Origin of the sequence: Malaciobacter marinus (assembly GCF_003544855.1) — a bacterium.
Classification (GTDB): Bacteria; Campylobacterota; Campylobacteria; order Campylobacterales; family Arcobacteraceae; genus Malaciobacter; species Malaciobacter marinus.
On record NZ_CP032101.1, the window covers coordinates 929313 to 952092 of the forward strand.

38 protein-coding genes are annotated in these 22780 nt (G+C 28.9%); 35 read left to right on the forward strand and 3 right to left on the reverse strand.

Features of this window, described 5'->3' with window-relative positions:
• The first annotated feature begins 65 nt into the window (after positions 1 to 65).
• The 6 genes from ruvA (at position 66) to AMRN_RS04565 (ending at position 5289) form a co-directional block, all read left to right on the forward strand.
• Positions 66 to 629, forward strand: coding sequence for a Holliday junction branch migration protein RuvA (gene ruvA / locus AMRN_RS04540; RefSeq protein WP_099311696.1), 564 nt, complete (start codon positions 66 to 68; stop codon positions 627 to 629).
• A 14-nt stretch (positions 630 to 643) separates the two neighbouring features.
• A complete protein-coding gene (locus AMRN_RS04545) occupies positions 644 to 1684 on the forward strand; it encodes a D-alanine--D-alanine ligase (RefSeq protein ID WP_099311698.1) in 1041 nt (346 codons plus the stop codon).
• The gene (locus AMRN_RS04550; RefSeq protein WP_099311700.1) at positions 1685 to 2404 is read left to right on the forward strand and encodes an alpha/beta fold hydrolase; all 720 of its coding nucleotides are present in this window, start codon (positions 1685 to 1687) and stop codon (positions 2402 to 2404) included.
• A complete protein-coding gene (locus AMRN_RS04555) occupies positions 2391 to 3827 on the forward strand; it encodes a Mur ligase family protein (protein WP_099311702.1) in 1437 nt (478 codons plus the stop codon). Before AMRN_RS04550 ends, AMRN_RS04555 begins: the two co-directional genes overlap by 14 nt.
• A gap of 27 nt (positions 3828 to 3854) precedes the next feature.
• Positions 3855 to 4343, forward strand: a complete 489-nt coding sequence (locus AMRN_RS04560) for an HIT family protein (protein ID WP_099311704.1) — start codon at positions 3855 to 3857, stop codon at positions 4341 to 4343.
• A 130-nt stretch (positions 4344 to 4473) separates the two neighbouring features.
• Positions 4474 to 5289, forward strand: coding sequence for a phosphate ABC transporter substrate-binding protein (locus AMRN_RS04565; protein ID WP_099311706.1), 816 nt, complete (start codon positions 4474 to 4476; stop codon positions 5287 to 5289).
• A 75-nt stretch (positions 5290 to 5364) separates the two neighbouring features.
• Here AMRN_RS04565 and AMRN_RS14260 read toward each other — a convergent pair whose 3' ends face one another.
• Positions 5365 to 5565, reverse strand: a complete 201-nt coding sequence (locus AMRN_RS14260; RefSeq protein WP_228199142.1) for a hypothetical protein — start codon at positions 5563 to 5565, stop codon at positions 5365 to 5367.
• Positions 5566 to 5590: 25 nt separating this feature from the next.
• On the opposite strand from AMRN_RS14260, the gene AMRN_RS04570 reads away from it, so the two are divergent.
• Genes AMRN_RS04570 through AMRN_RS04580 form a run of 3 tightly spaced genes read left to right on the forward strand, consistent with a single transcriptional unit; the run spans position 5591 to position 7626 of the window.
• Positions 5591 to 6124 carry an ABC transporter permease subunit gene (locus tag AMRN_RS04570; RefSeq protein ID WP_165772919.1) on the forward strand — a complete coding sequence of 178 codons (534 nt, stop codon included), beginning with the start codon at positions 5591 to 5593 and terminating at the stop codon, positions 6122 to 6124.
• A complete protein-coding gene (locus AMRN_RS04575) occupies positions 6114 to 6983 on the forward strand; it encodes an ABC transporter permease subunit (protein ID WP_099311710.1) in 870 nt (289 codons plus the stop codon). The genes AMRN_RS04570 and AMRN_RS04575 overlap by 11 nt, the downstream gene beginning before the upstream one ends.
• Positions 6970 to 7626 (forward strand): ATP-binding cassette domain-containing protein, encoded by a 657-nt coding sequence (locus AMRN_RS04580; RefSeq protein WP_099311712.1) that lies wholly within the window; start codon positions 6970 to 6972, stop codon positions 7624 to 7626. The genes AMRN_RS04575 and AMRN_RS04580 overlap by 14 nt, the downstream gene beginning before the upstream one ends.
• A gap of 7 nt (positions 7627 to 7633) precedes the next feature.
• On the opposite strand, the gene AMRN_RS04585 is transcribed toward AMRN_RS04580, so the two are convergent.
• Complete coding sequence (locus AMRN_RS04585; protein ID WP_079577069.1) at positions 7634 to 7909, reverse strand: hypothetical protein; 276 nt, start codon at positions 7907 to 7909, stop codon at positions 7634 to 7636.
• A 164-nt stretch (positions 7910 to 8073) separates the two neighbouring features.
• On the opposite strand from AMRN_RS04585, the gene AMRN_RS04590 reads away from it, so the two are divergent.
• From AMRN_RS04590 to AMRN_RS04605, 4 genes are all read left to right on the forward strand, one after another.
• Entirely contained in the window at positions 8074 to 9318 is a 1245-nt protein-coding gene (locus AMRN_RS04590; RefSeq protein WP_099311714.1) for an NAD(P)/FAD-dependent oxidoreductase, read from the forward strand.
• A gap of 3 nt (positions 9319 to 9321) precedes the next feature.
• The gene (blaOXA, locus tag AMRN_RS04595) at positions 9322 to 10095 is read left to right on the forward strand and encodes a class D beta-lactamase (RefSeq protein ID WP_409454894.1); all 774 of its coding nucleotides are present in this window, start codon (positions 9322 to 9324) and stop codon (positions 10093 to 10095) included.
• Positions 10096 to 10302: 207 nt separating this feature from the next.
• A complete protein-coding gene (locus AMRN_RS04600) occupies positions 10303 to 10998 on the forward strand; it encodes a hypothetical protein (protein ID WP_099311716.1) in 696 nt (231 codons plus the stop codon).
• Positions 10999 to 11159: 161 nt separating this feature from the next.
• Positions 11160 to 11645 (forward strand): S24 family peptidase, encoded by a 486-nt coding sequence (locus AMRN_RS04605; RefSeq protein WP_228150844.1) that lies wholly within the window; start codon positions 11160 to 11162, stop codon positions 11643 to 11645.
• 27 nt (positions 11646 to 11672) lie between these two features.
• Here the strand turns inward: AMRN_RS04605 and AMRN_RS04610 are convergent, their stop codons facing one another.
• Positions 11673 to 12089, reverse strand: a complete 417-nt coding sequence (locus AMRN_RS04610) for a hypothetical protein (RefSeq protein ID WP_099311718.1) — start codon at positions 12087 to 12089, stop codon at positions 11673 to 11675.
• A gap of 295 nt (positions 12090 to 12384) precedes the next feature.
• Between AMRN_RS04610 and rpsJ the strand changes: the two genes are divergently transcribed.
• The 22 genes from rpsJ to map are packed head-to-tail and all read left to right on the forward strand — an operon-like array spanning position 12385 to position 22780.
• On the forward strand, positions 12385 to 12699 hold the full coding sequence (gene rpsJ, locus AMRN_RS04615) for a 30S ribosomal protein S10 (RefSeq protein WP_079577065.1): 315 nt from the start codon (positions 12385 to 12387) through the stop codon (positions 12697 to 12699).
• A gap of 16 nt (positions 12700 to 12715) precedes the next feature.
• Entirely contained in the window at positions 12716 to 13294 is a 579-nt protein-coding gene (rplC, locus tag AMRN_RS04620) for a 50S ribosomal protein L3 (protein ID WP_099311719.1), read from the forward strand.
• On the forward strand, positions 13291 to 13902 hold the full coding sequence (gene rplD, locus AMRN_RS04625; RefSeq protein WP_099311720.1) for a 50S ribosomal protein L4: 612 nt from the start codon (positions 13291 to 13293) through the stop codon (positions 13900 to 13902). The genes rplC and rplD overlap by 4 nt, the downstream gene beginning before the upstream one ends.
• Positions 13903 to 13904: 2 nt before the next feature.
• Positions 13905 to 14186, forward strand: a complete 282-nt coding sequence (locus tag AMRN_RS04630) for a 50S ribosomal protein L23 (RefSeq protein WP_079577062.1) — start codon at positions 13905 to 13907, stop codon at positions 14184 to 14186.
• A 12-nt stretch (positions 14187 to 14198) separates the two neighbouring features.
• Positions 14199 to 15026, forward strand: a complete 828-nt coding sequence (rplB, locus tag AMRN_RS04635) for a 50S ribosomal protein L2 (RefSeq protein ID WP_099311721.1) — start codon at positions 14199 to 14201, stop codon at positions 15024 to 15026.
• A gap of 9 nt (positions 15027 to 15035) precedes the next feature.
• Positions 15036 to 15314, forward strand: a complete 279-nt coding sequence (rpsS, locus tag AMRN_RS04640) for a 30S ribosomal protein S19 (RefSeq protein ID WP_099311727.1) — start codon at positions 15036 to 15038, stop codon at positions 15312 to 15314.
• Between the two features lie 2 nt (positions 15315 to 15316).
• Positions 15317 to 15649 (forward strand): 50S ribosomal protein L22, encoded by a 333-nt coding sequence (gene rplV / locus AMRN_RS04645; protein ID WP_099311729.1) that lies wholly within the window; start codon positions 15317 to 15319, stop codon positions 15647 to 15649.
• Positions 15649 to 16347 carry a 30S ribosomal protein S3 gene (gene rpsC, locus AMRN_RS04650; RefSeq protein ID WP_099311731.1) on the forward strand — a complete coding sequence of 233 codons (699 nt, stop codon included), beginning with the start codon at positions 15649 to 15651 and terminating at the stop codon, positions 16345 to 16347. Before rplV ends, rpsC begins: the two co-directional genes overlap by 1 nt.
• A gap of 2 nt (positions 16348 to 16349) precedes the next feature.
• A complete protein-coding gene (gene rplP / locus AMRN_RS04655; protein ID WP_079577057.1) occupies positions 16350 to 16775 on the forward strand; it encodes a 50S ribosomal protein L16 in 426 nt (141 codons plus the stop codon).
• On the forward strand, positions 16762 to 16947 hold the full coding sequence (gene rpmC / locus AMRN_RS04660) for a 50S ribosomal protein L29 (RefSeq protein WP_099311733.1): 186 nt from the start codon (positions 16762 to 16764) through the stop codon (positions 16945 to 16947). Before rplP ends, rpmC begins: the two co-directional genes overlap by 14 nt.
• Positions 16948 to 16963: 16 nt before the next feature.
• Entirely contained in the window at positions 16964 to 17218 is a 255-nt protein-coding gene (gene rpsQ, locus AMRN_RS04665; protein ID WP_099311735.1) for a 30S ribosomal protein S17, read from the forward strand.
• Positions 17218 to 17586: a 50S ribosomal protein L14 gene (gene rplN / locus AMRN_RS04670; RefSeq protein ID WP_079577054.1), complete on the forward strand. Its 369-nt coding sequence runs from the start codon at positions 17218 to 17220 to the stop codon at positions 17584 to 17586. Before rpsQ ends, rplN begins: the two co-directional genes overlap by 1 nt.
• 2 nt (positions 17587 to 17588) lie before the next feature.
• On the forward strand, positions 17589 to 17828 hold the full coding sequence (gene rplX / locus AMRN_RS04675; RefSeq protein ID WP_079577053.1) for a 50S ribosomal protein L24: 240 nt from the start codon (positions 17589 to 17591) through the stop codon (positions 17826 to 17828).
• Positions 17829 to 17830: 2 nt separating this feature from the next.
• A complete protein-coding gene (gene rplE, locus AMRN_RS04680; protein ID WP_079577052.1) occupies positions 17831 to 18379 on the forward strand; it encodes a 50S ribosomal protein L5 in 549 nt (182 codons plus the stop codon).
• The gene (locus AMRN_RS04685) at positions 18379 to 18564 is read left to right on the forward strand and encodes a type Z 30S ribosomal protein S14 (protein ID WP_099311737.1); all 186 of its coding nucleotides are present in this window, start codon (positions 18379 to 18381) and stop codon (positions 18562 to 18564) included. Before rplE ends, AMRN_RS04685 begins: the two co-directional genes overlap by 1 nt.
• Before the next feature lie 13 nt (positions 18565 to 18577).
• Positions 18578 to 18976 carry a 30S ribosomal protein S8 gene (rpsH, locus tag AMRN_RS04690; RefSeq protein WP_099311739.1) on the forward strand — a complete coding sequence of 133 codons (399 nt, stop codon included), beginning with the start codon at positions 18578 to 18580 and terminating at the stop codon, positions 18974 to 18976.
• A gap of 9 nt (positions 18977 to 18985) precedes the next feature.
• The gene (gene rplF, locus AMRN_RS04695) at positions 18986 to 19519 is read left to right on the forward strand and encodes a 50S ribosomal protein L6 (protein WP_099311741.1); all 534 of its coding nucleotides are present in this window, start codon (positions 18986 to 18988) and stop codon (positions 19517 to 19519) included.
• A gap of 10 nt (positions 19520 to 19529) precedes the next feature.
• A complete protein-coding gene (gene rplR / locus AMRN_RS04700; RefSeq protein WP_079577048.1) occupies positions 19530 to 19889 on the forward strand; it encodes a 50S ribosomal protein L18 in 360 nt (119 codons plus the stop codon).
• A 9-nt stretch (positions 19890 to 19898) separates the two neighbouring features.
• A complete protein-coding gene (gene rpsE / locus AMRN_RS04705) occupies positions 19899 to 20342 on the forward strand; it encodes a 30S ribosomal protein S5 (RefSeq protein WP_099311743.1) in 444 nt (147 codons plus the stop codon).
• A 4-nt stretch (positions 20343 to 20346) separates the two neighbouring features.
• On the forward strand, positions 20347 to 20745 hold the full coding sequence (gene rplO / locus AMRN_RS04710; RefSeq protein WP_099311745.1) for a 50S ribosomal protein L15: 399 nt from the start codon (positions 20347 to 20349) through the stop codon (positions 20743 to 20745).
• 2 nt (positions 20746 to 20747) lie between these two features.
• Positions 20748 to 22010, forward strand: coding sequence for a preprotein translocase subunit SecY (secY, locus tag AMRN_RS04715; RefSeq protein ID WP_099311747.1), 1263 nt, complete (start codon positions 20748 to 20750; stop codon positions 22008 to 22010).
• A gap of 2 nt (positions 22011 to 22012) precedes the next feature.
• A complete protein-coding gene (gene map, locus AMRN_RS04720) occupies positions 22013 to 22780 on the forward strand; it encodes a type I methionyl aminopeptidase (RefSeq protein WP_079577044.1) in 768 nt (255 codons plus the stop codon).

The following is a 22780-nucleotide window of genomic DNA, read 5'->3' on the forward strand; positions in this document are numbered from 1 at the left end:
TCGGTAGAAAAGTAACACTTTTTTTAAGGAAATTAATTAAAAATAATTTTAAAGAGATTCAAAGAATGATAGTTGGTATTGAAGGAAAAATAGAAAAAAAAGAGCCTACTTTTTTACATATAAATGCAAATGGACTTATTTATGAAGTATTTGTTTCTATTAATTGTAGTTCAAAAATAACGAAAAATGAAGTCAAGCTTTATACTACTCATATTATTAGAGAAGATGCACAAAATTTATATGGTTTTTTAGATTTAAATGAAAAAAAACTTTTTGATACAGTAATTAAAATAAATGGTGTTGGACCAAAAGTTGCACTTGCAATTTGTTCTACTTTTACTCCTTCATCTTTTTCACAAATTGTTAGCTCAAATGATATATCTATGCTTAAAAGAGTTCCAGGAATTGGACCAAAAGGTGCTAGTAGAATTTTAGTAGAGCTTTCTGGGTTTGTTATTGATGGTGAAAGTGATGATGAGTCTTCAAATGCAACAAATGCTTTAGAAGCTGCTCTTGCTTTGGAATCATTAGGTTTCAAAAAAGATGTAGTTTCAAAAGTGCTTAAAACTTGTGTTAGTACAAATACAGGTGAACTTGTAAAAGAAGCTTTAAAAAAGCTTCAAAAATAACTTAGGAGTTAAGATTGAAATTAGGGATTATTTTTGGTGGGGTTTCTTATGAACATGAAATCTCTATTGTATCTGCAATAGCCATGAAAGATGTTATAAATGTTCAAATAGAGTATATATTTTTAGATGAAAATAGAGATTTTTATCATATTCCAACAGATACAATAAAATCTAAACTTTTTAGTTCTAGTGAGTATAAAAAATGCCAAAAACTTTTATTGCAAAAAGATGGTTTTTTTACACAAGCTGGATTTTTATCAAAACCTAAAAAGTTAGAAGCAGATGTTTATTTAAATATGATGCATGGTGGTGATGGCGAAGATGGTGTAATTGCTTCACTTTTAGAGTTTAATAATCTTGATTTTATAGGTCCAAGAAAAGAAGCTTGTACTGTTAGTTTTAATAAATTTTTAACAAAAGGTTATGCTCATAGTGTAAATGTAAAAACTATTGATTATAAATATTTTACAAAAGATGATGAGATTTTAATTGAAGATTTCCCTGTAATAATTAAGCCAGTAAGACTTGGTAGTTCTATTGGTGTATCAGTTGTAAAATCAAAAGAAGAGTTAGAGTATGCTCTTGATGTGGCTTTTGAATTTGATGATGCGATAATAATAGAGCCTTTTGTAAATGGAATAAAAGAGTATAACCTAGCAGCTTGTAAAATAGCTGGTGAGTTTGAGTTTTCTATTATTGAAGAGCCTCAAAAAGCAGAGTTTTTGGATTTTGATAAAAAATATTTAGATTTTGCTAGAACTAGTACTGCTTTAAAAGCTGATATATCAAAAGAGCTAGAAGAAAAAATAAAAGAAAAATTTAAAGCTATTTATAATACACAATTTGAGGGAGCACTTATTAGGTGTGATTTTTTTGTTAAAGATGATGAAGTATATTTAAATGAAATAAACCCAGTTCCAGGAAGTATGGCAAACTATCTTTTCTCAAATTTTGATGAAGTTATAAAAAAACTTTCTAAATCATTGCCAAAAACAAGAAAGATTTTAATAAACTATGAGTATGTAAATAAGATTCAAGCAAGTAAAGGGAAATAATTGGCAGTTAAGAATATAGCAGTTTTTGAAAAAGAGTTTGATGTATCTTATGAAATAGTAAATGCAAATGCAAAACAAGATATAGTTTTCTTGCATGGTTGGGGAAGTAATAAGCAAATTATGAAAAATGCTTTTGAACATTGCTTGGAAGACTTTAGACATATTTATATTGATATGCCAGGTTTTGGAAAAACATCAAATAGTTATATTTTGCATACAAATGATTATGCTTTAATAGTTGAAAAACTACTTTATGCTATAAAATCAGAACCAGTTGCGATTGTAGGACACTCATATGGTGGAAAAGTTGCAACTTTATTAAAACCAAAAAATCTTGTTTTATTAAGTAGTGCTGGTATAGTTGAGAAAAAAAGTTTAGATGTAAAACTAAAAATTTTTCTTGCCAAAATATTTAATAAATTGGGTTTTTTAAAACTAACTAAAATTTTTAGAAGTAAAGATGTAGATTCAATGAGTGAAAATATGTATGAAACTTTTAAAAATGTAGTAAATGAAGATTTTAGCAAACAGTTTTCAAACTTTCCAAATAATGCACTTATTTTTTGGGGAGAAGAAGATAAAGCAACTTCACTTGAGTCAGGGAAGAAATTATCACAGTTAATTAAAAAATCAAAATTCAAATCATACAAAGCAGATCACTTTTTTTTCTGTATTCATGCAGAAGATATAGCAAAGGAAATAAAGAATGGAATACTTTAATTTATTTACTGAAATAGTTTTCATAATGGCACTTGGTTGGTATATGATTACTAATTTGCAGTGGTATAATTATAAGCTAGAAAGAGTTATATTAAAGCATCATAAACAAGAATGGCATTTTACATATTTTGTTTTTCCTATTGTTATTTTTTATGTATTAAATGATATAGCTTTTGCTATATTCTTTTATGTATTTTATGCAGGTTTATTTTATCTTTGGAATAAAAAACTTGATAGACCACTTGTTCTTACTTCAAGAGTAAAAAGATTTTTGGCAATTTTATTGTTTGTTACTTTTGCCATTAAAGCTTTATGTTTAGTTAGTCAATCATGCTATATCTCAGCTATTTTTATACCTTTGATTTTGGCATATGTTATCTCTATGGTTTTAGAAAAAATCTTTTTTATATCTTTTAAAAATCAAGGTAAAAAAAGAGTTCAAGCTATGAAGAATTTGAAAATAGTAGCGATTACTGCTTCATATGGTAAAACTTCTATAAAAAACTATTTATATCAAGTGTTAAGAAATAAATATGTTACATATAAAACTCCAAGATCTGTAAATACAATTGCAGGGATAGTTTTAGATGTAAATAAAGACTTACCATCAAATACACAAGTTTATATTGCAGAAGCTGGGGCTAGACAAGAGGGTGATATTGCAGAAATTGCAAATTTTTTAGAACCACAATATTGTGTAATAGGAAGTGTTGGTGAACAGCATATTGAGTATTTTAAGACTTTGGAAAATATTATTAAAACTAAGTCTGAATTACTTCACTCTCCAAGGTTAAAAAAAGGTTTTGTACATGAAAGCGTACCATTAAAAAAACATCCATCAATTATTAAATTTCCAGATAATTTAAATATTACAATGAGTAATTTAGATGGCATATGGTTTGATGTTGAAATCAATGGAATAAAAGAGCACTTTCATGCTCCTTTACTTGGAAGTTTTAATGCAATAAATCTAACAGCTACTATATATGTAGCCCTTGAACTTGGAATGAGTTTAGAAGAGATAAAAGTAGCATTTGAAAAACTTCAACCTGTACCACATAGACTTCAATTAATTCATGCTGGTGGAAAAATAATAGTTGATGATAGTTTTAATGGTAATCTTGAGGGAATGCTTGAGGCTGTAAATATTTGCTCAACATATGAAGGTAGAAAAGTAATAGTAACTCCAGGACTTGTAGAATCAACTGATGAAGCAAATATATTATTAGCAAAACAGATTAATGAAAATTTTGATTTAGTAATAATCACAGGAAAGCTAAATTCACATTTATTAAGTAAAAATATTGATGAAAAAAAGGTTATTGTTTTAAAAGACAAATCAAAACTTGAAGAGTTATTAGCACAAAAAACACAATCAGGTGATTTGATACTTTTTGCAAATGATGCACCAAACTTTATATAAAATTTTATTTTGTGAGAGGAAATCACGATGGAAAAGATATATGCCCCTTGGCGACATGAATATGTAACAGAAGACAAAATCAAAGGTTGTGTTTTTTGTCATATTGGGAAAAACTTAGAAGATGAAAAATTACAAGTAGTATTTAGTGATGAATTATGCTATGTTGTGATGAATAAATATCCATATTCCCCTGGGCATATGATGGTTATTCCTTATACTCATACAGATAAAATTGAAGACTTAGATGATGAGGTTTGGTTAAGAATTAGCCTTAGAGTAAAACAAGGTGTTAAATTATTAAAAGATGTGATGAATGCACATGGGGTTAATATTGGGATGAATCTAAGTGATGCTGCTGGCGCTGGGATAGCTGAACATGTTCATTATCATTTGCTTCCTAGATGGAAAGGTGATACTAATTTTATCACAGTTATTGGGCAAACAAGAGTCTATCCTGCTGATTTTAATGAGATATTTAACAGGCTGAAAAATAACGCTACAAAATATTTTGTTTAGATATTATAATAATTTAATGTGAAATTTAATATAATTTCAAAACATAAAAAAAGCTTAAGGTTTAAGCAGAACATAAGAGATAAATAACTACTTATGCTTCATAATTTTTATAAAATTATAGGAGTAAGTTTTGAAAAAATTACTACTTACATTAATCACACTCTCTTTAACTTTTTTAAATGCATCAGATTTAAAAGTATTTGAAAATTTAAAAGGTACTTTAAATATAGCTGGTGGAACAGCTCATATAAAATGTGAAAAAGAAGCTATCAAAAACATAATGAGAAAATATCCAGATATTACTATTTCAATTGCAGGTGGAGGTAGTGGGATTGGTATAAAACAAGTTAGTTCAAAAATCATTGACCTTGCAAATTCAGGAAGAAAACCAACACAAAAAGAGATTAAAAATGGAGATTTAAAACTATTTCGTTTTGCAATTGATGGAATAGGTGTTATTGTTAATCCTAAGTTAAATATTGATTCTTTAACAACAAAACAATTACAAGATATTTTTAGTGGAAAAATAACTAATTTTAAAGAGTTAGGTTTATCAAATGCACCTATAAATTTATATACAAGAGATGAGTCTAGTGCTACAAGAAAAGTTTTTTGGAAAAGAGCTTTAAAAAAATCACCTATATCAAATAAAGCAAGAGTTGTATCATCAAATGCAGCTATGAAAACAGCTATTTCAAAAGATAAAAATGCTATTGGTATTATCTCTTTAGGTGTAGCAAATGATAGTGTAAAGTTATTGAATATAAATGGTGTTAAACCAACAGTTGAAAATATAAATAATGACAGTTACAATGTAGCAAGAGGTTTATATTTATTAAGTAGTGGTGAGCCATCAAAATTAGCAAGTGCATATATCTCTTATTTAAGAAGTAATGAGGGCGCAAAAATAGTATCAAAATATGGTTTTATTCCAATAAATGAATAATATTTTTTCTAAAGGGCTACTTATAATAACTCTTATAAGTAGTTTTTTGGTTTTTTGCATTTTTTTTATAATTTTTTATTTATGTATAGATTTATTTAGTTTAGATGAATTGAAGAGTTTTTTCTCTTTTACTTGGAGTGTACAAGATAATAAGTATGGAATCTTGACTTTTTTATTTGGTTCTTTTATTATAAGTTTTTTAGCATTGATTTTGGGTTTTGTTTTTTCATTTTCTATTTGTAGTATTATATTTCTTACAAATTCGTCACTAATCAAATTTTTCTTAGAAAAAACTGTTTTGATGATGGCTACAATTCCTACTGTAATTTATGCTTTTTCAGCACTATTTATTTTTGTTCCTTTTATTAGTTATTTTAAACCAAGTTCAACATTATCTATAATTGTTGCTAGTGTTGTTTTATCATTGCTTATTATTCCAACTATGAGTTTGATTTTTTTGAATATATTCAATAGTTTATCAAAAAAATACATGAAATGTTGTATGAATTTATCCATAAGTAAAGAAGAGTTTTTTTTTAAATTTGTAATAAAAAATTCTATTACACAATTAAGTCAAGGAGTTTTATTAGCAACTACAAGAGCTTTGGGTGATACTATGATTGTTTTGATGCTTGCAGGAAATGCATTGGCTTTTCCTACATCTATATTTGATTCTACTAGAAGTTTAACATCTCATATAGCATTGATTTTTGCAAATGATTTTGAATCAATGGCTTTTAAAGCAATTTTTTTATGTGCATTTTTACTTTTAAGTTCTAATTTTATACTAATACTTATTATTAGAAAAATAAAAGGTAAAACATATGAAGTATAAACTTTATAAATTGATATTGTATGTTTTTACTTTAGGTGCTATATTTTTAGTTTATACACTTTTGGGATTTGTTTTATATAAAGGACTTGCTTCTATCTCTTTAGAATTAATTTTTCAAGATACAGATGTAGTAAATGCTCTTTTGTTAAAACAAAGAGTATTTGATGGTATTTTTCCTGCAATTGTAGGAACACTTATGCTTATAATATTGAGTTTGGCTTTTTCATTTATTTTTGGTTTTGCTAGTGGAATATACTTAAGTGTATATGCAAATAAAAAAGCAAAAGAATATATTAATTTTTGTTTTGAGCTTCTTTCATCTGTTCCATCTATATTAATTGGGCTATTTTTTTTACTATTAAGTATATATTTGCATGAAGAGTTTTTAACTAATTTTTTACCATCACTTTTTCTTTCATCTTTGGCTTTAGCACTATTAGTTATGCCTTATATTGTAAAAAATACTCAATATGCTTTAGATAGTATTCCAAAACATATAAAATTATTGTCATTGAAATTAGGTTTATCTAAAACTAAAAATCTTTTTTTAGTACTTATTCCTTATTGTTCAAAAGAGCTTTTAAGTGGTATCTTTTTAGCTTTAGGTAGAGCTTGTGAAGATACAGCTGTTATTATGTTAACAGGTGCAGTTGCTAGTGTTGGAATTGCTAGCAGTATTTTTTCTAAATATGAAGCATTGCCTTTTTATATTTATTATATATCAACAAACTATGCAGATCAAACTGAATTAAATCAAGCTTTTAGTGCTGCACTTATTCTTTTGATTATTTCATTGGTTTTATTTTTACTTACAAAACTTATACAAAAAGGGGTTAAAAGAAAAGATGGTTATTATTAAAAATCTAAAATTAGAATTTTCAAATAGAGTTATTTTTGAAAATTTAAATTTAGAAATAAAAGAGAATAAAATTACTGCTATTCAAGGTCCAAGTGGTATAGGAAAAACATCACTATTTTTATGTATTAACTCTATGATTAGATATGAAGATGACTATAAATTAAGTGGAGAAATACTTTACAAAAAAAATGATAACTATATTGATCTATTAAAATTAGATGAAAATCAAGCACAAGATTTGAGAAAAGAGATAATTTATGTATCCCAACACCCTGATTTACTTCCTATGAGTATATATGATAATTTGAATTTTTTTGCTAAAACACATAAATTAGAGAATAAACATGAAAGAATATTAGAAGCTTTAAAACAAGTTTATTTATATGATGAGGTAAAAGATATTTTACATAAAAGTGCTTTTAATTTATCAGGAGGACAGCAACAAAGATTGATTTTAGCAAGGGCTTTACTCTTAAAGCCAAAACTTTTATTGCTTGATGAACCTACTGCCTCACTTAATGAATCACTTAGCCAAAAAATAGAGGAAATGCTAAAAAATCAAAATATTACTATTTCGATAATTAGTCATTTTAAATCGCAAATAAATAATATTGCTGATTTTTGTTATTTCTTAGAAGAATAAAAGTTTTTTATTCTTCTAAATTTTCTTGACTCTCTTCTAATAGTTGCTCTATTTTAGCGTAAACTTCTTCTGCTTGTTCATCATTCATCTTATCTTCTTTTATCGCAAGAACAATATTTTGTAATTCTAAAAGAAATGACTCCATTTCTCTTGATTCATCCATATTATCTTCTGTTTGCTCACCTTTTTCAATTAGTTTATGCAAGTCTTCAATATAAGCTTCTACTTCTGGTATCATTGTTGTTTCAACTACTTCTAATAAATCTTCTTTTATTTGTGTCATATGTATATTTTCCTTTGATTTTTTCTATTATAACAAAAGCTAGGTTTATTGTAACAAATCTATTGAAATATTGATTAAATTTTTAATGTAGATTAAAAATTTTTTTATTATATATGATTTTTTAGTATTATATACATATGAATATAATCTATAAAGGATTTCTTATGAAAAGAGATGTAGTTATAATAGGTGGAGGTATTGTTGGCCTAAATTGTGCCTATTTTCTACAAAAAAGTGGAAGAAAAGTAACAATAATAGACGAGGGTGATATTACAAACTCAACATCATTTGGAAATGCAGGTTTATTATCTTCTTATGATAAAACACCCTTAAGTTATCCAGGAGTTATAACAAATACTTTAAAGCTTATGCTAAAAGGTCAATCTCCAGCAATTTTTCATCCTACATTAAGTCCTAAGATATACAAGTGGTTACTAAATTTTATGCTTAGTGCAAATGAAAAAAGAACAAAAAAAACAATGATGCTTTTTGAAAAGTATGGAGAACTATCTTTACAGTTTTATGAACAAATGATAAAAGAGCATAATTTGGATTTTGATTATCATAGAGATGGAATGTTGTCTGTTTTTACAGAAGAGAAAAGTTACAAAGAGAAATTGAAAAAATATAATTATATAAATGAAGATAGATTTAAAGTTTTAAAATTTGATGAATTACAAGAGTATGTACCAACAATAACAAATAAAGCAAAGGGTGCAATTTTATTTAAAAAGAATGCACATTTTGATTCAAGAAAAGTTATGAGTGAATTAAAAAAACATTTAGAACAAGAAGGAGTAGAGTTTATACTAAATGAAAGAGTAGAACAGTTAGATATTAGAAATGACAAGATAAAATATATAATCACTTCAAATGGAAATCAATATAGACCTGAACATACTATTATGTCTACAGGTTATCAAACATTGCTTGCAAATCAATGTAAAAAGGATTTGATGATGACTCCTGCAAAGGGATATAGTATTACTTTTGAAATGCCAAAAGAGTTTGTACCAAAAACTTCTACATTATTTAATGATTTGTTTATAGTTATGACTCCAAGAAAAGATAGTGTAAGACTTACTTCAAAATTAGAAATAGGAAGTAATGACCCTGCTGTGGTACAAAAACAAATTGATAGTATAAAAAGTAATTTTTTTGAATATAATAGAGCTTTTGATATGAAGGGTGAAGTAAATTGGACAGGTTTTAGACCTCTTACTCCCAATGATATACCTTTAATAGGAAGAGATGAAAACATAAAGAATTTGACATACGCGATGGGATTAGGCTGGTTAGGTATGACTTTTGCTCCAGCTGTTGGTTCAATAATAAGTGATTTAGTATCAAATGATAAAACAAATGCTCAAAGTGATGGAATATTACTTTTTTCAGGATTTTATCAATAAAGGATAAACATGAAAAGATTATTTGTACTACTACTATTTATTAGTAGTTTATTAAAAGCAGAAGATATTGAGATAAGATTAGTATTTAACTCTTTTAATGTAGATGGCACAATAGTTATACAATCTTTAAATAGTAATAAAAACTATGCTTATAATTTAAATAGGGCAACAAAACCTTTGTTGCCAGCTTCAACTTTCAAAATACCAAATAGTTTGATTATATTAAATGAAAAACTACTAAAAGATGAAAATCAAATAATAAAGTGGGATAAAAAAAAGAGATTTTTAGATGTATGGAATCAAGACCAAACTTTAAAGAGTGCTTTTAAATACTCTTGTGTTTGGTGCTATCAAAAATTTGCAAAACAAATCTCAATACAAAAGTATGAAAACTATTTGAAACTTTTTGATTATGGAAATAAAAAAGTTGGTATTGATTCAAGTAGCTTTTGGCTTGATGGAGATATAAAAATCACAGCATTTGAACAAGTAGAGTTTTTAAAGAAATTGTACTTAAATAATCTACCACTAGATAAAAAATATATAAATATAGTAAAAGATATTATGTTTGAAGAAAAAAACAGAAAATATAAACTAAGTTCAAAAACTGGATGGGCTACATCAGTAAAAAATAAACATGGATGGTATGTGGGCTTTTTAGAAACAAAAAATGATGTTTGGTTTTTTGCAACAAATCTTTTAATAGAAGATTTTAAAAGATTAGATTTAAGAAAAAAAGTAACCTTAGAAGTCTTGAGACAAAAAAGGGTAATTTAGATAATCAAATAATAAAAAGGTAAGTTTTTATTATCTTAAAATGATTGTAATTTAGTAAGAGAGTTGTATAAAGACTTTAAAATAATAAATAGTAAAGAGATAGATTACACTCTTGGAGCTAATATGCATAAAAAGAAAAAAAGTGTTAAAGAGGTTTTTATTATGAATTATTGATATAATACTCCAAGTTTAATAGTTGGAGATATTATGAAAGAAGTTTATTATCCTATAATGGATAAACCTTATAAAAAATTATTATTTGAAGAGTTAGAGGATGAAACAGTTCCTCTTGCGGAAGCTGTAGCTCGTACTTTTTATAAAGCAAAGGGTGAAATTTATGCTTATACAATTGGTTCATATCAAAATGCAAGATTTACAAAAAGAATAAAAAGATTTGAAAAACAAGAAGAGTTACTCTCTCCTAAACAAATAAAAGACTTTTATCTAAGTATAAATGAAAACAAGTTAGATATTTTATTTGAATTATTTGAAAAAGCAAGAACTTCTACCTATGATTTGCATGCAAAAATCTTAGCAAAATTATATGTGAACCTTATTTCTAATGGAAATTTAGATTATCATGAAAGTACATTTCTCGCAAATATAAATATTATGAATGATACAGATTTAATAAAGTTTTATGAGTTATTAGACGAGCTTTTCAATAAAAAAGGTCTTGATATAGATAATACGATTATAAAACAAGAAAAACTAGAATTTGAAACAAAAACATACAGAGATATTTACATTTATGATAAATTATTAAGAGTAGGTCTTATAATGGATACTAGTTTAGGAAAAGGTAAAGACCTCGCAATGTATGGTGGAGATAGCAAAGACTTTTATATCCATAATTTTACTAAGCTTATGTATTTAATATTGAAAGAAATTTTAGGAGATTAAAAATAAATATAAATAACATATTAGACAAATTAAAAGATATCTTATCTCAAGAACTAGGAGATAAGAAGATATATGATAAAGATGTTGCAACAGCTCTTGAAATAAACTATGATACCTTTAGAAAACAAAAACAATATAATAAAGTGCCATACTATGAGATAATGAGCTTCTTAGCTAAAAGAAATATTTCTATTAACTGGTTTTTCTTTAATCAACTTCCTGAGAGTTTAATAGAACCCACATCAAATTATATAATACTAAAATATCAAAAGAGTGTAATATCTTCAGCAGGTGGTGGAGCTATAAACTATGATATAAAAACTGAACCACTTATAATAGATAAACAATTGCTAGATTATATAAATAGTAGCTATAAATATACAGAAGTAATAAAAACATTTGGTGAAAGTATGGAACCAGATATAAAAGATGGAAGTTTAATCTTTTTAGATAAAAGTAAAAAAGAAATAGACTCTACTAATATATATGTGATAAATACTCCAGATGGTACTTTTATTAAAAAGCTTAATATATATAATGATAAAGTATATTTAAAATCAAATAACCAAGCTTACAATGATATTTGGTTCAAAATAGATGAAGTTGATATTGTTGGTAGAGTTTGTGGAGTGTTATTTAAATTATAAATAATTTAGATAATCAAAAAAGATTATCTAAAATACAAAAGCTATTTCTGTAAGGCTTAGCTGATACATAGTAACTTTAACACCAGCAGAATCAACTATATTGTAAGTAATAGTATATTCATTTGGGTTTTCAATGTTTGGATTGTTTTTTGCAAACTCTTCAAATTTTTTATTATTTATTATTGAATAGATAAATTGTGTTTTTTCTTTAAACTTATCATTATTGATGTATAAATCAAATATTTGTTTATCTTGAACCTTATCATACTTATTTACAAAGTTTTTATTGTATAGCTCTTCTACTAAATCTGGTTTGTTAAATTCATTAGTATTATATAAATAGTAATCTTTGTGTAAAAGTTCATTTAGATTTTCACTTATTAGAAAATGGTTGTATCTTATATAGTCTTCATCTTTTGAGATTTCATTAATATATTCAATCATATTACTCCTTATTATATGTAAAAGTTTATATAATTTTAACTTTATAAAAGCATAAAAATATTTTTATCCTTTTAAAAAGGAAGAAAATAGTAAAAATAGACAAATAAGTCCAAAAAAGCTTAAAAATCACTATATTAGTCATTACTTCCTTTCTAAAAGGAAATAAAATTAAAATATTTTTTATAGAAGCCCCATAAACATTGACATTTTATATAAAAAAAGTTATAATCCGCGTCCATAAAATATAGTTAGGGTGTTTTTTAAACGCAACTAACGAGTTCTTTAAAGGAAAAAAATGGAAAAAATTAGATTAAAGCTTAAAGCTTATGATCATAGAGTTTTAGACAGAAGTGTTGCTTCTATTGTTGAAGCTGTTAAAAGAACTGGTGCTGAGTTAAGAGGACCAATTCCTCTTCCAACGAAGATTAGAAAATATACGGTTCTTAAAGGACCTCACGTTAACAAAGATGCTAGAGAACAATTTGAAATTAGAGTACACAGTAGAATTATTGATATTATTGCTGCTACTCCTGATACAGTTGATTCTTTAATGAAACTTGATTTAGCTCCAGAAGTTGATGTTGAAGTTAGATCAATGGGTCAAGAATAAAAAGAAAGGGTAAAGAATGGAATTCATAGTTGAAAAAATCGGTATGAGTAGAACTGTTTCAGTTCCAAGTGTTCCTGTTACACTTTTAAAAGTTCTTGATACAAAAGTATGTGAGATAGCTGAAAACAGTAAAGCAATAGTAGCTTTTGCAAGTGGTAAAAAGCTTAATAAAGCTATTGAAGGTCAACAAAAAAAATACAATATAAGTAAAGAGTTTAACAGATTTGCAACAATGACTGTAGCAAACACTGAAGCTGGTGACTTAGATGTATCTGGATTATCTGAAGCTAAAGTTTTAAAATCGACTTTTAAAACAAAAGGTAGAGGATTTGCTGGTGGTATGAAAAGATGGAATTTTGCTGGGGGACCTAAGTCTCATGGTTCAAGATTTCACAGAGCTGTTGGTTCAATCGGTAATGCTGAATGGCCAGGTAGAGTTCAACCAGGTAAAAAAATGCCAGGACATTACGGAAATACAAACGTATCTTTAAAAAATGAAGTTATTTCATTTGATGTTGAAACAGGTATTTTAGTTGTAAAAGGTTCAATTGCTGGACCAAATGGTGCATTAGGAAAAGTAAAGGTTGCTAAATGAGTAAAGCAATAAAATTAAATGAAAAATTTGAAAATAACGGTGAATTAGATTTACCAGCAAAATATGATGAGATTAACTCTCACAATTTATATTTATATGTTAAATCACATCTTTCATCATTAAGAGCTAATACAGCTAGAGTTAAAAACAGAACTGAAGTAAGAGGTGGTGGTAAAAAACCAAAAGCTCAAAAAGGTTCTGGTGGTGCTAGATGGGGTTCTAAAAGATCTCCACTTTTTGTTGGTGGTGGACAAATTTTTGGACCTACTAAAAGAAACTACAATCAAAAAGTTAATAAAAAGCAAAAAGCTTTAGCATTATCTTATGCTTTAAATGCTCATGCTAAACAAGAATCTTTATTTGTAGTTGATTCTGTTAAGGTTGAGTCTGGAAAGACTAAAGATGCAGTGGCAGTTTTAAATAAGATTAATAAAAGAGATACTTTAATTGTTGTAAATTCAATTGAAGAGAAAACTTATTTATCATTTAGAAACATTAAAAACTGTTATGTTATTGAAAAGCAAGAAGTTAATGCTTATTTAATTTCTGCATACCATTCAATACTAATTGAAAAATCAGTATTTGATGCACTAACAAAAGAGGCGTAAAAATGGCAGATATTACAGATATAAAAGCAATATTATACACAGAAAAAACTATTGAGCTTCAAGAAGACGGTGTAATCGTTGTTCAAACTAGTCCTAGAATGACTAAGTCTGGTTTAAAAGAAGTTTTTAAAGAGTATTTTGGAGTAACACCTTCAAAGGTTAATTCATTAAGACAAAGTGGTAAGGTAAAAAGATTTAGAGGAAGAGTTGGTAAAAGACCTGACTTTAAAAAGTTTTACGTAACATTGCCAGAGGGCGCTGAAATAGCGAACCTATCAGCATAAGGAGTATAGAGTATGGCATTAAAAAAATTTAGACCAATAACTCCTGCAAGAAGATTCATGTCTGTTATGGATACTTCTGATATTACTTCTAAACCAACAGTTAGATCTTTATTAAAAAGAGTAAAAGCTAGTGCTGGTAGAAATAATAACGGTAGAATCACTTCAAGACACAAAGAAGCAGGTGCTAAAAAGTTATATAGAATTATTGATTTCAAAAGAAACAAATTTGGTGTAGAAGGTACTATTTCTACTATCGAATACGATCCATATAGAAATTGTAGAATTTGTTTAGTAACTTATGCTGATGGAGATAAAAGATATATTTTACAACCATCTGGATTAAAAGTTGGAGATAAAGTACAAGCTGCTGAATCTGGACTAGATATCGTTACTGGAAATGCATTAAAACTAGTAAGTATCCCAGTTGGTACTATGGTTCATAATATTGAGTTAAAACCTGGAAAAGGCGGACAAATCGCTAGATCTGCTGGTGGATATGCTCAAATTATGGGTAGAGAAGGAAAATATGTTATCTTAAGATTACCATCTGGTGAAATGAGAAAAATCCTTGGTGTTTGCATGGCAACTGTTGGTATTGTAGGAAATGAAGATTTCATTAATATGGTAGTAGGTAAAGCTGGTAGAACTAGACACCTTGGTATTAGACCTCAAACTAGAGGTTCTGCAATGAACCCTATTGATCACCCACACGGTGGTGGTGAAGGTAAAACTAACTCAGGAAGACATCCAGTTACTCCATGGGGTATGCCAACTAAAGGTTATAAAACTAGAAAGAAAAAAGCTAGTGATAAATTAATCATTTCAAAAAGAAAGAAGTAAGGGTTTAAGATGGCAAGATCAATAAAAAAGGGTCCATTTGTAGACGCGCACCTAATTAAGAAAGTTATCAAAGCTACAGAAGCTAATGATAAAAAACCTATTAAAACATGGTCAAGAAGATCAACTGTTTTACCTGATATGATTGGATTAACGTTCAATGTACATAATGGTAGAAACTTTGTTCCTGTAAATATTACTGAAAATCATGTTGGTTATAAGTTAGGTGAATTCGCACCAACAAGAACTTTTAAGGGACATAAAGGTTCTGTACAGAAGAAGGTAGGATAAGAATGGCTAAAGCAATATTAAAATTTATTAGAGTTTCTCCAATCAAAGCAAGATTAATTGCTAGAGAAGTTCAAGGTATGAATGCTGAATATGCAATTGCTTCATTAGAGTTTACTCCTAATAAAGCTGCAGGAATTATTTCAAAAGTTATTGCATCTGCTGTTGCAAATGCAGGTTTAGAACCAGAAGAGGCAGTTGTTACATCTGCTAGAGTTGATAAAGGTCCTGTTCTTAAGAGATTTACTCCAAGAGCAAGAGGTTCTGCTTCACCTAAGCATAAACCAACTGCACACATTATGATTGAAGTAGCTGCTGCTGAAAAAGGAGATAAGTAATGGGTCAAAAAGTTAATCCAATAGGTTTAAGATTAGGTATCAATAGAAACTGGGAATCTAGATGGTTTCCTTCATTTTCTAAATTACCTGCAAACGTTGCAGAAGATGATAAAATCAGAAAATATATCAAAAAAGAGTTATATTATGCTGGTGTTGCACAAACTATAGTAGAAAGAACTGCAAAAAAAGTTAGAGTTACTATCGTTGCTGCTAGACCTGGTATTATCATTGGTAAAAAAGGTGCAGACGTTGAAAAATTAAAAGCAAATCTTTCTAAATTAGTTGGAAAAGAAATTGCTGTTAATATCAAAGAAGAAAGAAAACCACAACTTTCTGGTCAGTTATCTGCTGAAAATGTTGCTCAACAATTAGAAAGAAGAGTTGCATTTAGAAGAGCTATGAAAAGAGTTATGCAAAATGCACTTAAATCTGGTGCAAAAGGAATTAAAGTTTCTGTTTCTGGTAGACTTGGTGGAGCTGAAATGGCTAGAACTGAGTGGTACTTAGAAGGTAGAGTTCCTTTACATACTTTAAGAGCTAGAATTGATTATGGTTTTGCAGAAGCTCATACAACTTATGGTTGTATTGGTATTAAAGTTTGGATTTTCAAAGGTGAGGTACTTGCTAAAGGTATTCCTGCTGAAAAAGCTGAAACTTCTAAACCAAAAAGAAGACCAAGTAAAAGAAGAGGTAAATAATTATGTTAATGCCTAAAAGAACTAAATACAGAAAGCAAATGAAAGGAAGAAATAGAGGTAAAGCTCAAAGAGGTAACTTTTTAGCATACGGAGATTTCGGACTTAAAGCTTTAGAACATGGAAGAATCGATTCAAGACAAATCGAAGCTGCCAGAATTGCTATGACTAGAAAAGTTAAAAGACAGGCAAAAGTATGGATTAAAGTTTTCCCAGATAAGCCACTTACTGCTAAACCATTAGAAACAAGAATGGGTAAAGGTAAAGGTGCTGTTGATAAATGGGTTATGAATATTAAACCAGGTAGAGTTTGCTTTGAAATGGCAGGTGTTGGTGAAGAGTTAGCAAGAGAAGCTTTAACTTTAGCTCAACATAAATTACCATTTAAGACTAAAATTGTAACAAGAGATAGCGAAAATGAATTATACTGATATTAAAGATAAAAGCTTAACAGAGTTAAACGAGTTATTAAAAGAGAAAAAGGTGCTTCTTTTTGAATTAAAAGCTAAGCTAAAAACGATGCAGTTAACAAATACATCTGAATTAAGAGCGGTAAAAAAAGATATCGCTAGAATTCAAACAGCAATTACTGCAACTAAATAACTTAAGGATCTAAGGTATGAGTATACATAAAAGAGAGATTCACGGTGTTGTAGTAAAAAGATCTGGAGATAAAACAGCTTCTGTATTAGTTACAAGAAATGTTTTACACCCAAGATATCACAAGACTGTGAAAAGATTTAAAAAATATTTAATTCACGATGAAAAAAATGAATTGAATGTTGGAGACTCAGTTGTTGCAATTGAGTGTAGACCGATCTCGAAAACTAAATCTTTCAGATTAAAGAAAATTGTAGCTACAGGAGTTAAATAATGATTCAAAGTTTTTCTAGATTAAATGTAGCTGATAATACTGGTGCAAAAGAGATCATGTGTATCAAAGTTTTAGGTGGGTCTAAAAGAAGATATGCAACAGTTGGTGATGTTATCGTTGCTTCTGTAAAAAGAGCTCTTCCAACAGGAAAAGTAAAAAAAGGTCAAGTTGTTAAAGCAGTAATTGTAAGAACTCATAAAGAAGTTCAAAGAGAAAATGGTTCTTTAATTAGATTCGATGACAACGCTGCTGTTATACTTGATGGTAAAAAAGAACCAATTGGAACAAGAATTTTTGGACCAGTAGCTAGAGAAGTTAGATACTCTGGTTTCATGAAAATTGTTTCACTTGCTCCGGAGGTACTATAATTATGGCTATTAAATTAAAAATAAAAAAAGGTGATACAGTTAAGATTATCACAGGTGACGACAAAGGTAAAACTGGTGAAGTTTTAAAAGTGTTACCAAAGCAAAATAAAGTAATTGTAAAAGATTGCAAAGTAGCTAAAAAAACTGTAAAACCAGATCAAGAAAAAAACCCTAATGGTGGATTTGTAAACAAAGAGATGCCTATTGATATCTCTAATGTAGCAAAAGTAGAAGGTAATTAATTATGGCAGCAAGATTATTCGAAAAATATAAAAATGAGATTAAGCCAGTTTTAGAATCTGAATTTCCAAAAAACAAGATGTTAACTGCTAAGTTAGAAAAAGTAGTTATCTCTGTTGGTGCTGGTGAAGCTATGAAAGATAGTAAATTAATGCAAAACATTCAAGATACTATCTCTTTAATTGCTGGTCAACATGCAGTTAAAGTTATCGCTAAAAAATCAGTAGCAGGATTTAAAGTAAGAGAAGGTATGCCAGTAGGTGTAAAAGTTACACTAAGAGGTGAAAATATGTACACTTTCTTGGATAAACTTTGTTCAGTTGCTTTACCAAGAGTTAAAGACTTTAGAGGTCTTAAAAGAAATGGATTTGACGGAAGAGGAAATTTCAACTTCGGTTTAGATGAACAGTTAATGTTCCCAGAAGTAGTTTATGATGATATCATAAAAACTCATGGTATGAATATTTCAATTTCTACAAGTACTGATAATGATGCAGAAGCATTTAGATTATTAGAGCTTGTTGGAATTCCATTTACTAAAGGAAGAGCGTAATGGCAAAGAAGTCTATGATTGCTAAAGCAAAGAGAACTCCTAAGTTCTCTTCAAGAGCATATACAAGATGTTCAGTTTGTGGAAGACCACATTCAGTATACAAAGATTTTGGTCTTTGTAGAATTTGTTTAAGAAAAATGGCTAACGAGGGATTACTTCCTGGTGTTAGAAAATCTAGTTGGTAGGAGAATTTAAGCTATGATGAATGATATAATCGCAGATGCTTTAACTAGAATAAGAAATGCTGCACTTAGAAAATTAGAAGTTGCAACATTACTACACTCAAATGCTGTTGTTGGTATTTTAGAAGTATTACAACAAAAAGAGTATATTGAGAGTTTCAAAGTTATTGATGGTGAAAATAATAAGAAAACAGTACAAGTTACATTAAAATATGATGACAATGAAACATCAGTAATTAATGAAATCAAAAGAGTTTCAAAACCAGGAAGAAGAGTTTATAAATCTTTTTCAGAATTAAAAAACTTTAAAAATGGATACGGTACAATCATTGTTACAACTAACAAGGGTATAATCGCTAACGATGAAGCTTATGCTTCAAAAGTTGGTGGTGAGCTACTGTGTACAGTATGGTAGGAGAGTGTAATGTCTAGAATTGGAAAAAGACCTATCTCAATACCAAACGGAATTGAAGTAACTGTAGATAATACAGTTGTAAGCGTAAAAAAAGGAAGTAAAGTTTCTTCAATCGAGACTCACGGTAGAGTTGGAATTGAAGTGGCTGATAATCAAGTTGTTTTAACTAGAGTAAATGATACTAAAGAATCATCTGCATTCTGGGGTACTTATAGAGCACTTATTAATAATGCAATACTAGGATTAGAAAAAGGTTTTGCTAAATCTTTAGAAATCAATGGTGTTGGTTATAGAGCAGCTGTTAAAGGTAAAGTTTTAGAACTTCAATTAGGTTATTCTCACCCAATCAACTATGATATTCCTGAAGGATTAGATATCACAGTTGAGAAAAACTTAATCCATGTTAAGGGAGCTGACAAACAACAAGTTGGTCAAGCTGCTGCAATTATCAGAGGTTTCAGAAAGCCAGAGCCATATAAAGGTAAAGGTGTTAAATATACTGACGAGGTTATCGTTAGAAAAGCCGGTAAAACTGCTAAGTAAGGTGTGAGAAATGAGTAGAGCAAAAGAGATAGCAAAAAAGAATGCTTTAAGAATAAAAAGAAAAAAAAGAGTTAGAGGTAGTATCTCTGGTACAGCAACTGTTCCAAGAGTTACAATAACTAAATCTAATAAATATGTTTCAGCACAGGCAATTGATGATGTAGCTGGTAACACTTTAGCTGCAGCTAATTCTAAAACTTTAGGGTTAAGTGTAACTAAAGAGAGCGCTTCAAAAACTGCTGCTATTATAGCGGAAGGTTTAAAAGCGAAGAATATTGATACTGTTGTATTTGATAGAAACGGATACCTGTATCATGGTGTGGTTGCAGCATTTGCTGACGCATTAAGAGAAAATGGAATTAAACTATAAGGGTTAATGATGGCAGCAGTAAATAGAGAAGATTTTCAAGAAGCAATCGTTAAAATCGGAAGAGTAACAAAAGTTGTAAAAGGTGGTAGAAGATTTAGATTTACAGCTTTAGTTGTTGTTGGTGATAAAAACGGTACAGTAGGTTATGGAACTGGTAAAGCTAAAGAAGTTCCTGATGCAATTAAAAAAGCTTTAGATGATGCATTTAAATCATTAGTAAGCGTTTCTATTAAAGGAACTACAATTGCACATGATATTGAACATAAATATAATGCAAGTAAGATTTTATTAAAACCAGCTCCTGAGGGGTCTGGACTTATCGCTGGAGGTGCTGCAAGACCAGTTCTTGAGCTTTCTGGGGTTAAGGATATTGTTGCAAAATCTTTAGGTTCAAATAATCCAAATAACCTTGTACAAGCTACTGTTGAAGCATTAGCTAGAATTAAAGGATAATTAGATGGTATTAAGTAATTTACAACCAGCTGAAGGTAGCATAAAAAATGTTAAAAGAGTTGGTAGAGGTCAAGGTTCAGGAATGGGTAAGACTTCTACTAGAGGTCAAAAAGGACAAAAATCTAGATCTGGATTTAAGAATAAAAGAGGTTTCGAGGGTGGTCAACAACCAATCCATAGAAGACTTCCTAAAATCGGTTTCTTCTCAAGAGTGCAAAAGCCTTACTCTATCAATGTAGATAAAGTTAAGCAAGTTGCACAGTTAGAAGAGATTACTTTAGATTCTATAAAATCAGTTTATAAATTATCTAAATCTGTTGTGAAGGTTAAATTAATCGGTTCAGCTGCAAAAGATTTAGCTTCTAAAATCAAAGACGAAAACATTACTACAACTGGAAAATAATCATGAGTAAAGATCTTATAAATAAGATTCTTATTACTTTAGGGTTTATATTCCTTTACAGGTTACTGGCATATGTGCCAGTACCTGGTGTTAATATAGATGTAGTAAAAGAATTCTTCGATTCTAATGCAAATAATGCATTGGGTCTTGTAAATATGTTTAGTGGTAATGCAGTTGAAAGATTGTCAATTATATCACTAGGAATTATGCCTTACATTACAGCTTCTATTATTATGGAACTTCTAGCAGCTACTTTCCCAGCACTTGGTAAAATGAAAAAAGAGAGAGATGGTATGCAAAAATATATGCAAATCATCAGATATACAACTATTGTTATTACTTTGATTCAATCAATTGGTGTATCAATGGGATTAAACTCTTTAACTGGACAAAGTGGACAAAATGCAATTTCTATTGATATGGATACTTTTATTGCAGTGTCATCTATATCAATGTTAACTGGAACTATGCTTTTAATGTGGATTGGTGAACAAATAACACAAAAAGGTATTGGTAATGGTATTTCATTAATTATCTTTGCTGGTATTGTTTCTGCAATTCCAAGTGCTATTGGTGGTACTATTGATTTAGTAAATAATGGTCAAATGAATTTCTTAACAGTAATTGCTATTTTAGTTATTGTTTTAGCAACAGTTGGAGCTATTATTTATGTAGAGCTTGGTGAAAGAAGAGTTCCTGTTTCATATTCAAGAAAAGTTATGATGCAAAATCAAAATAAAAGAGTTATGAATTATATTCCTATTAAGGTTAACTTATCAGGTGTAATTCCAGCTATTTTTGCAAGTGCAATTTTAATGTTCCCTGCAACTGTTTTGCAAGGAAGTCAAAATGAGTACTTAATGGCTGTTGCGGATTTTTTAAATCCAAGTAGCTATACATTTAATATTTTTATGTTTTTATTTGTAGTATTCTTCGCATTTTTCTATGCAAGTATTACTTTTAATGCAAAAGATATTTCAGACAATTTAAAAAGACAAGGTGGATTTATTCCAGGTGTTAGACCAGGAGCATCAACTGCTAGTTTCTTAAATGAGGTTGCAGGAAGATTGACTTTTTGGGGTGCATTATACCTTGCAGCGATTTCGACTGTTCCATGGCTACTAGTAAAAGCTATGGGTGTTCCTTTTTATTTTGGTGGGGTTGCTGTTCTTATTGTTGTTCAAGTTGCTATTGATACAATGAGAAAAATTGAAGCACAACAATATACTAATAAGTATGAAACACTAAGTGCGGTAGGTTTATAGTCATGGCTATTGCAATAAGAAAACCAAACGAAATTCAAAAGCTTCGTGATGCTAATGTTATAGTTGCGAAGACTTTAAATTATTTAAATGAAAATGTAAAGCCTGGTATGACTTTAAAAGAAGTTGATGCTATGGGTGAAAAATTTTTAACGAATCTAGGAGCTAGACCGTCTTTCAAAGGACTATATGGCTTCCCTGGTGCTATTTGTACATCTCTTAATGAAGTTATTATTCATGGTATTCCATCAGATGTTGTTTTAAAAGAGGGCGATATTTTAGGCCTTGATATTGGAACAGAACTTGATGGTTGGTATGGAGATGCTGCTATTACTATGCCAATTGGCAAAATCTCAAAAGAAGATGAAGAGTTAATTGCTTGCGCAAAAGACTCTTTACTTTACGCAATTGATATTATACATGAAGGTATGAGATTTAAAGAGCTTTCAAAAGCAATTGAAGATTTCATAGTTGCAAGAGGGTATCAACCACTTATAAGATTTTGTGGACATGGGATTGGTAAAAAACCTCATGATGAACCTGAAATTCCAAACTATTTAGAAAATGGAAGTCCAAAATCTGGACCAAAAATTAAAAATGGAATGGTATTTTGTTTAGAACCTATGATTTGTCATAAAGATAGAGAACCTGTTATTTTAGAAAATGATTGGGATGTTGTATCAAGTGATGGATTAAGAGGAAGTCATTATGAGCATACGGTAGCTGTTATTAATGGCAAAGCTGAGATTTTAAGTACAGTAGTAGATAACTAG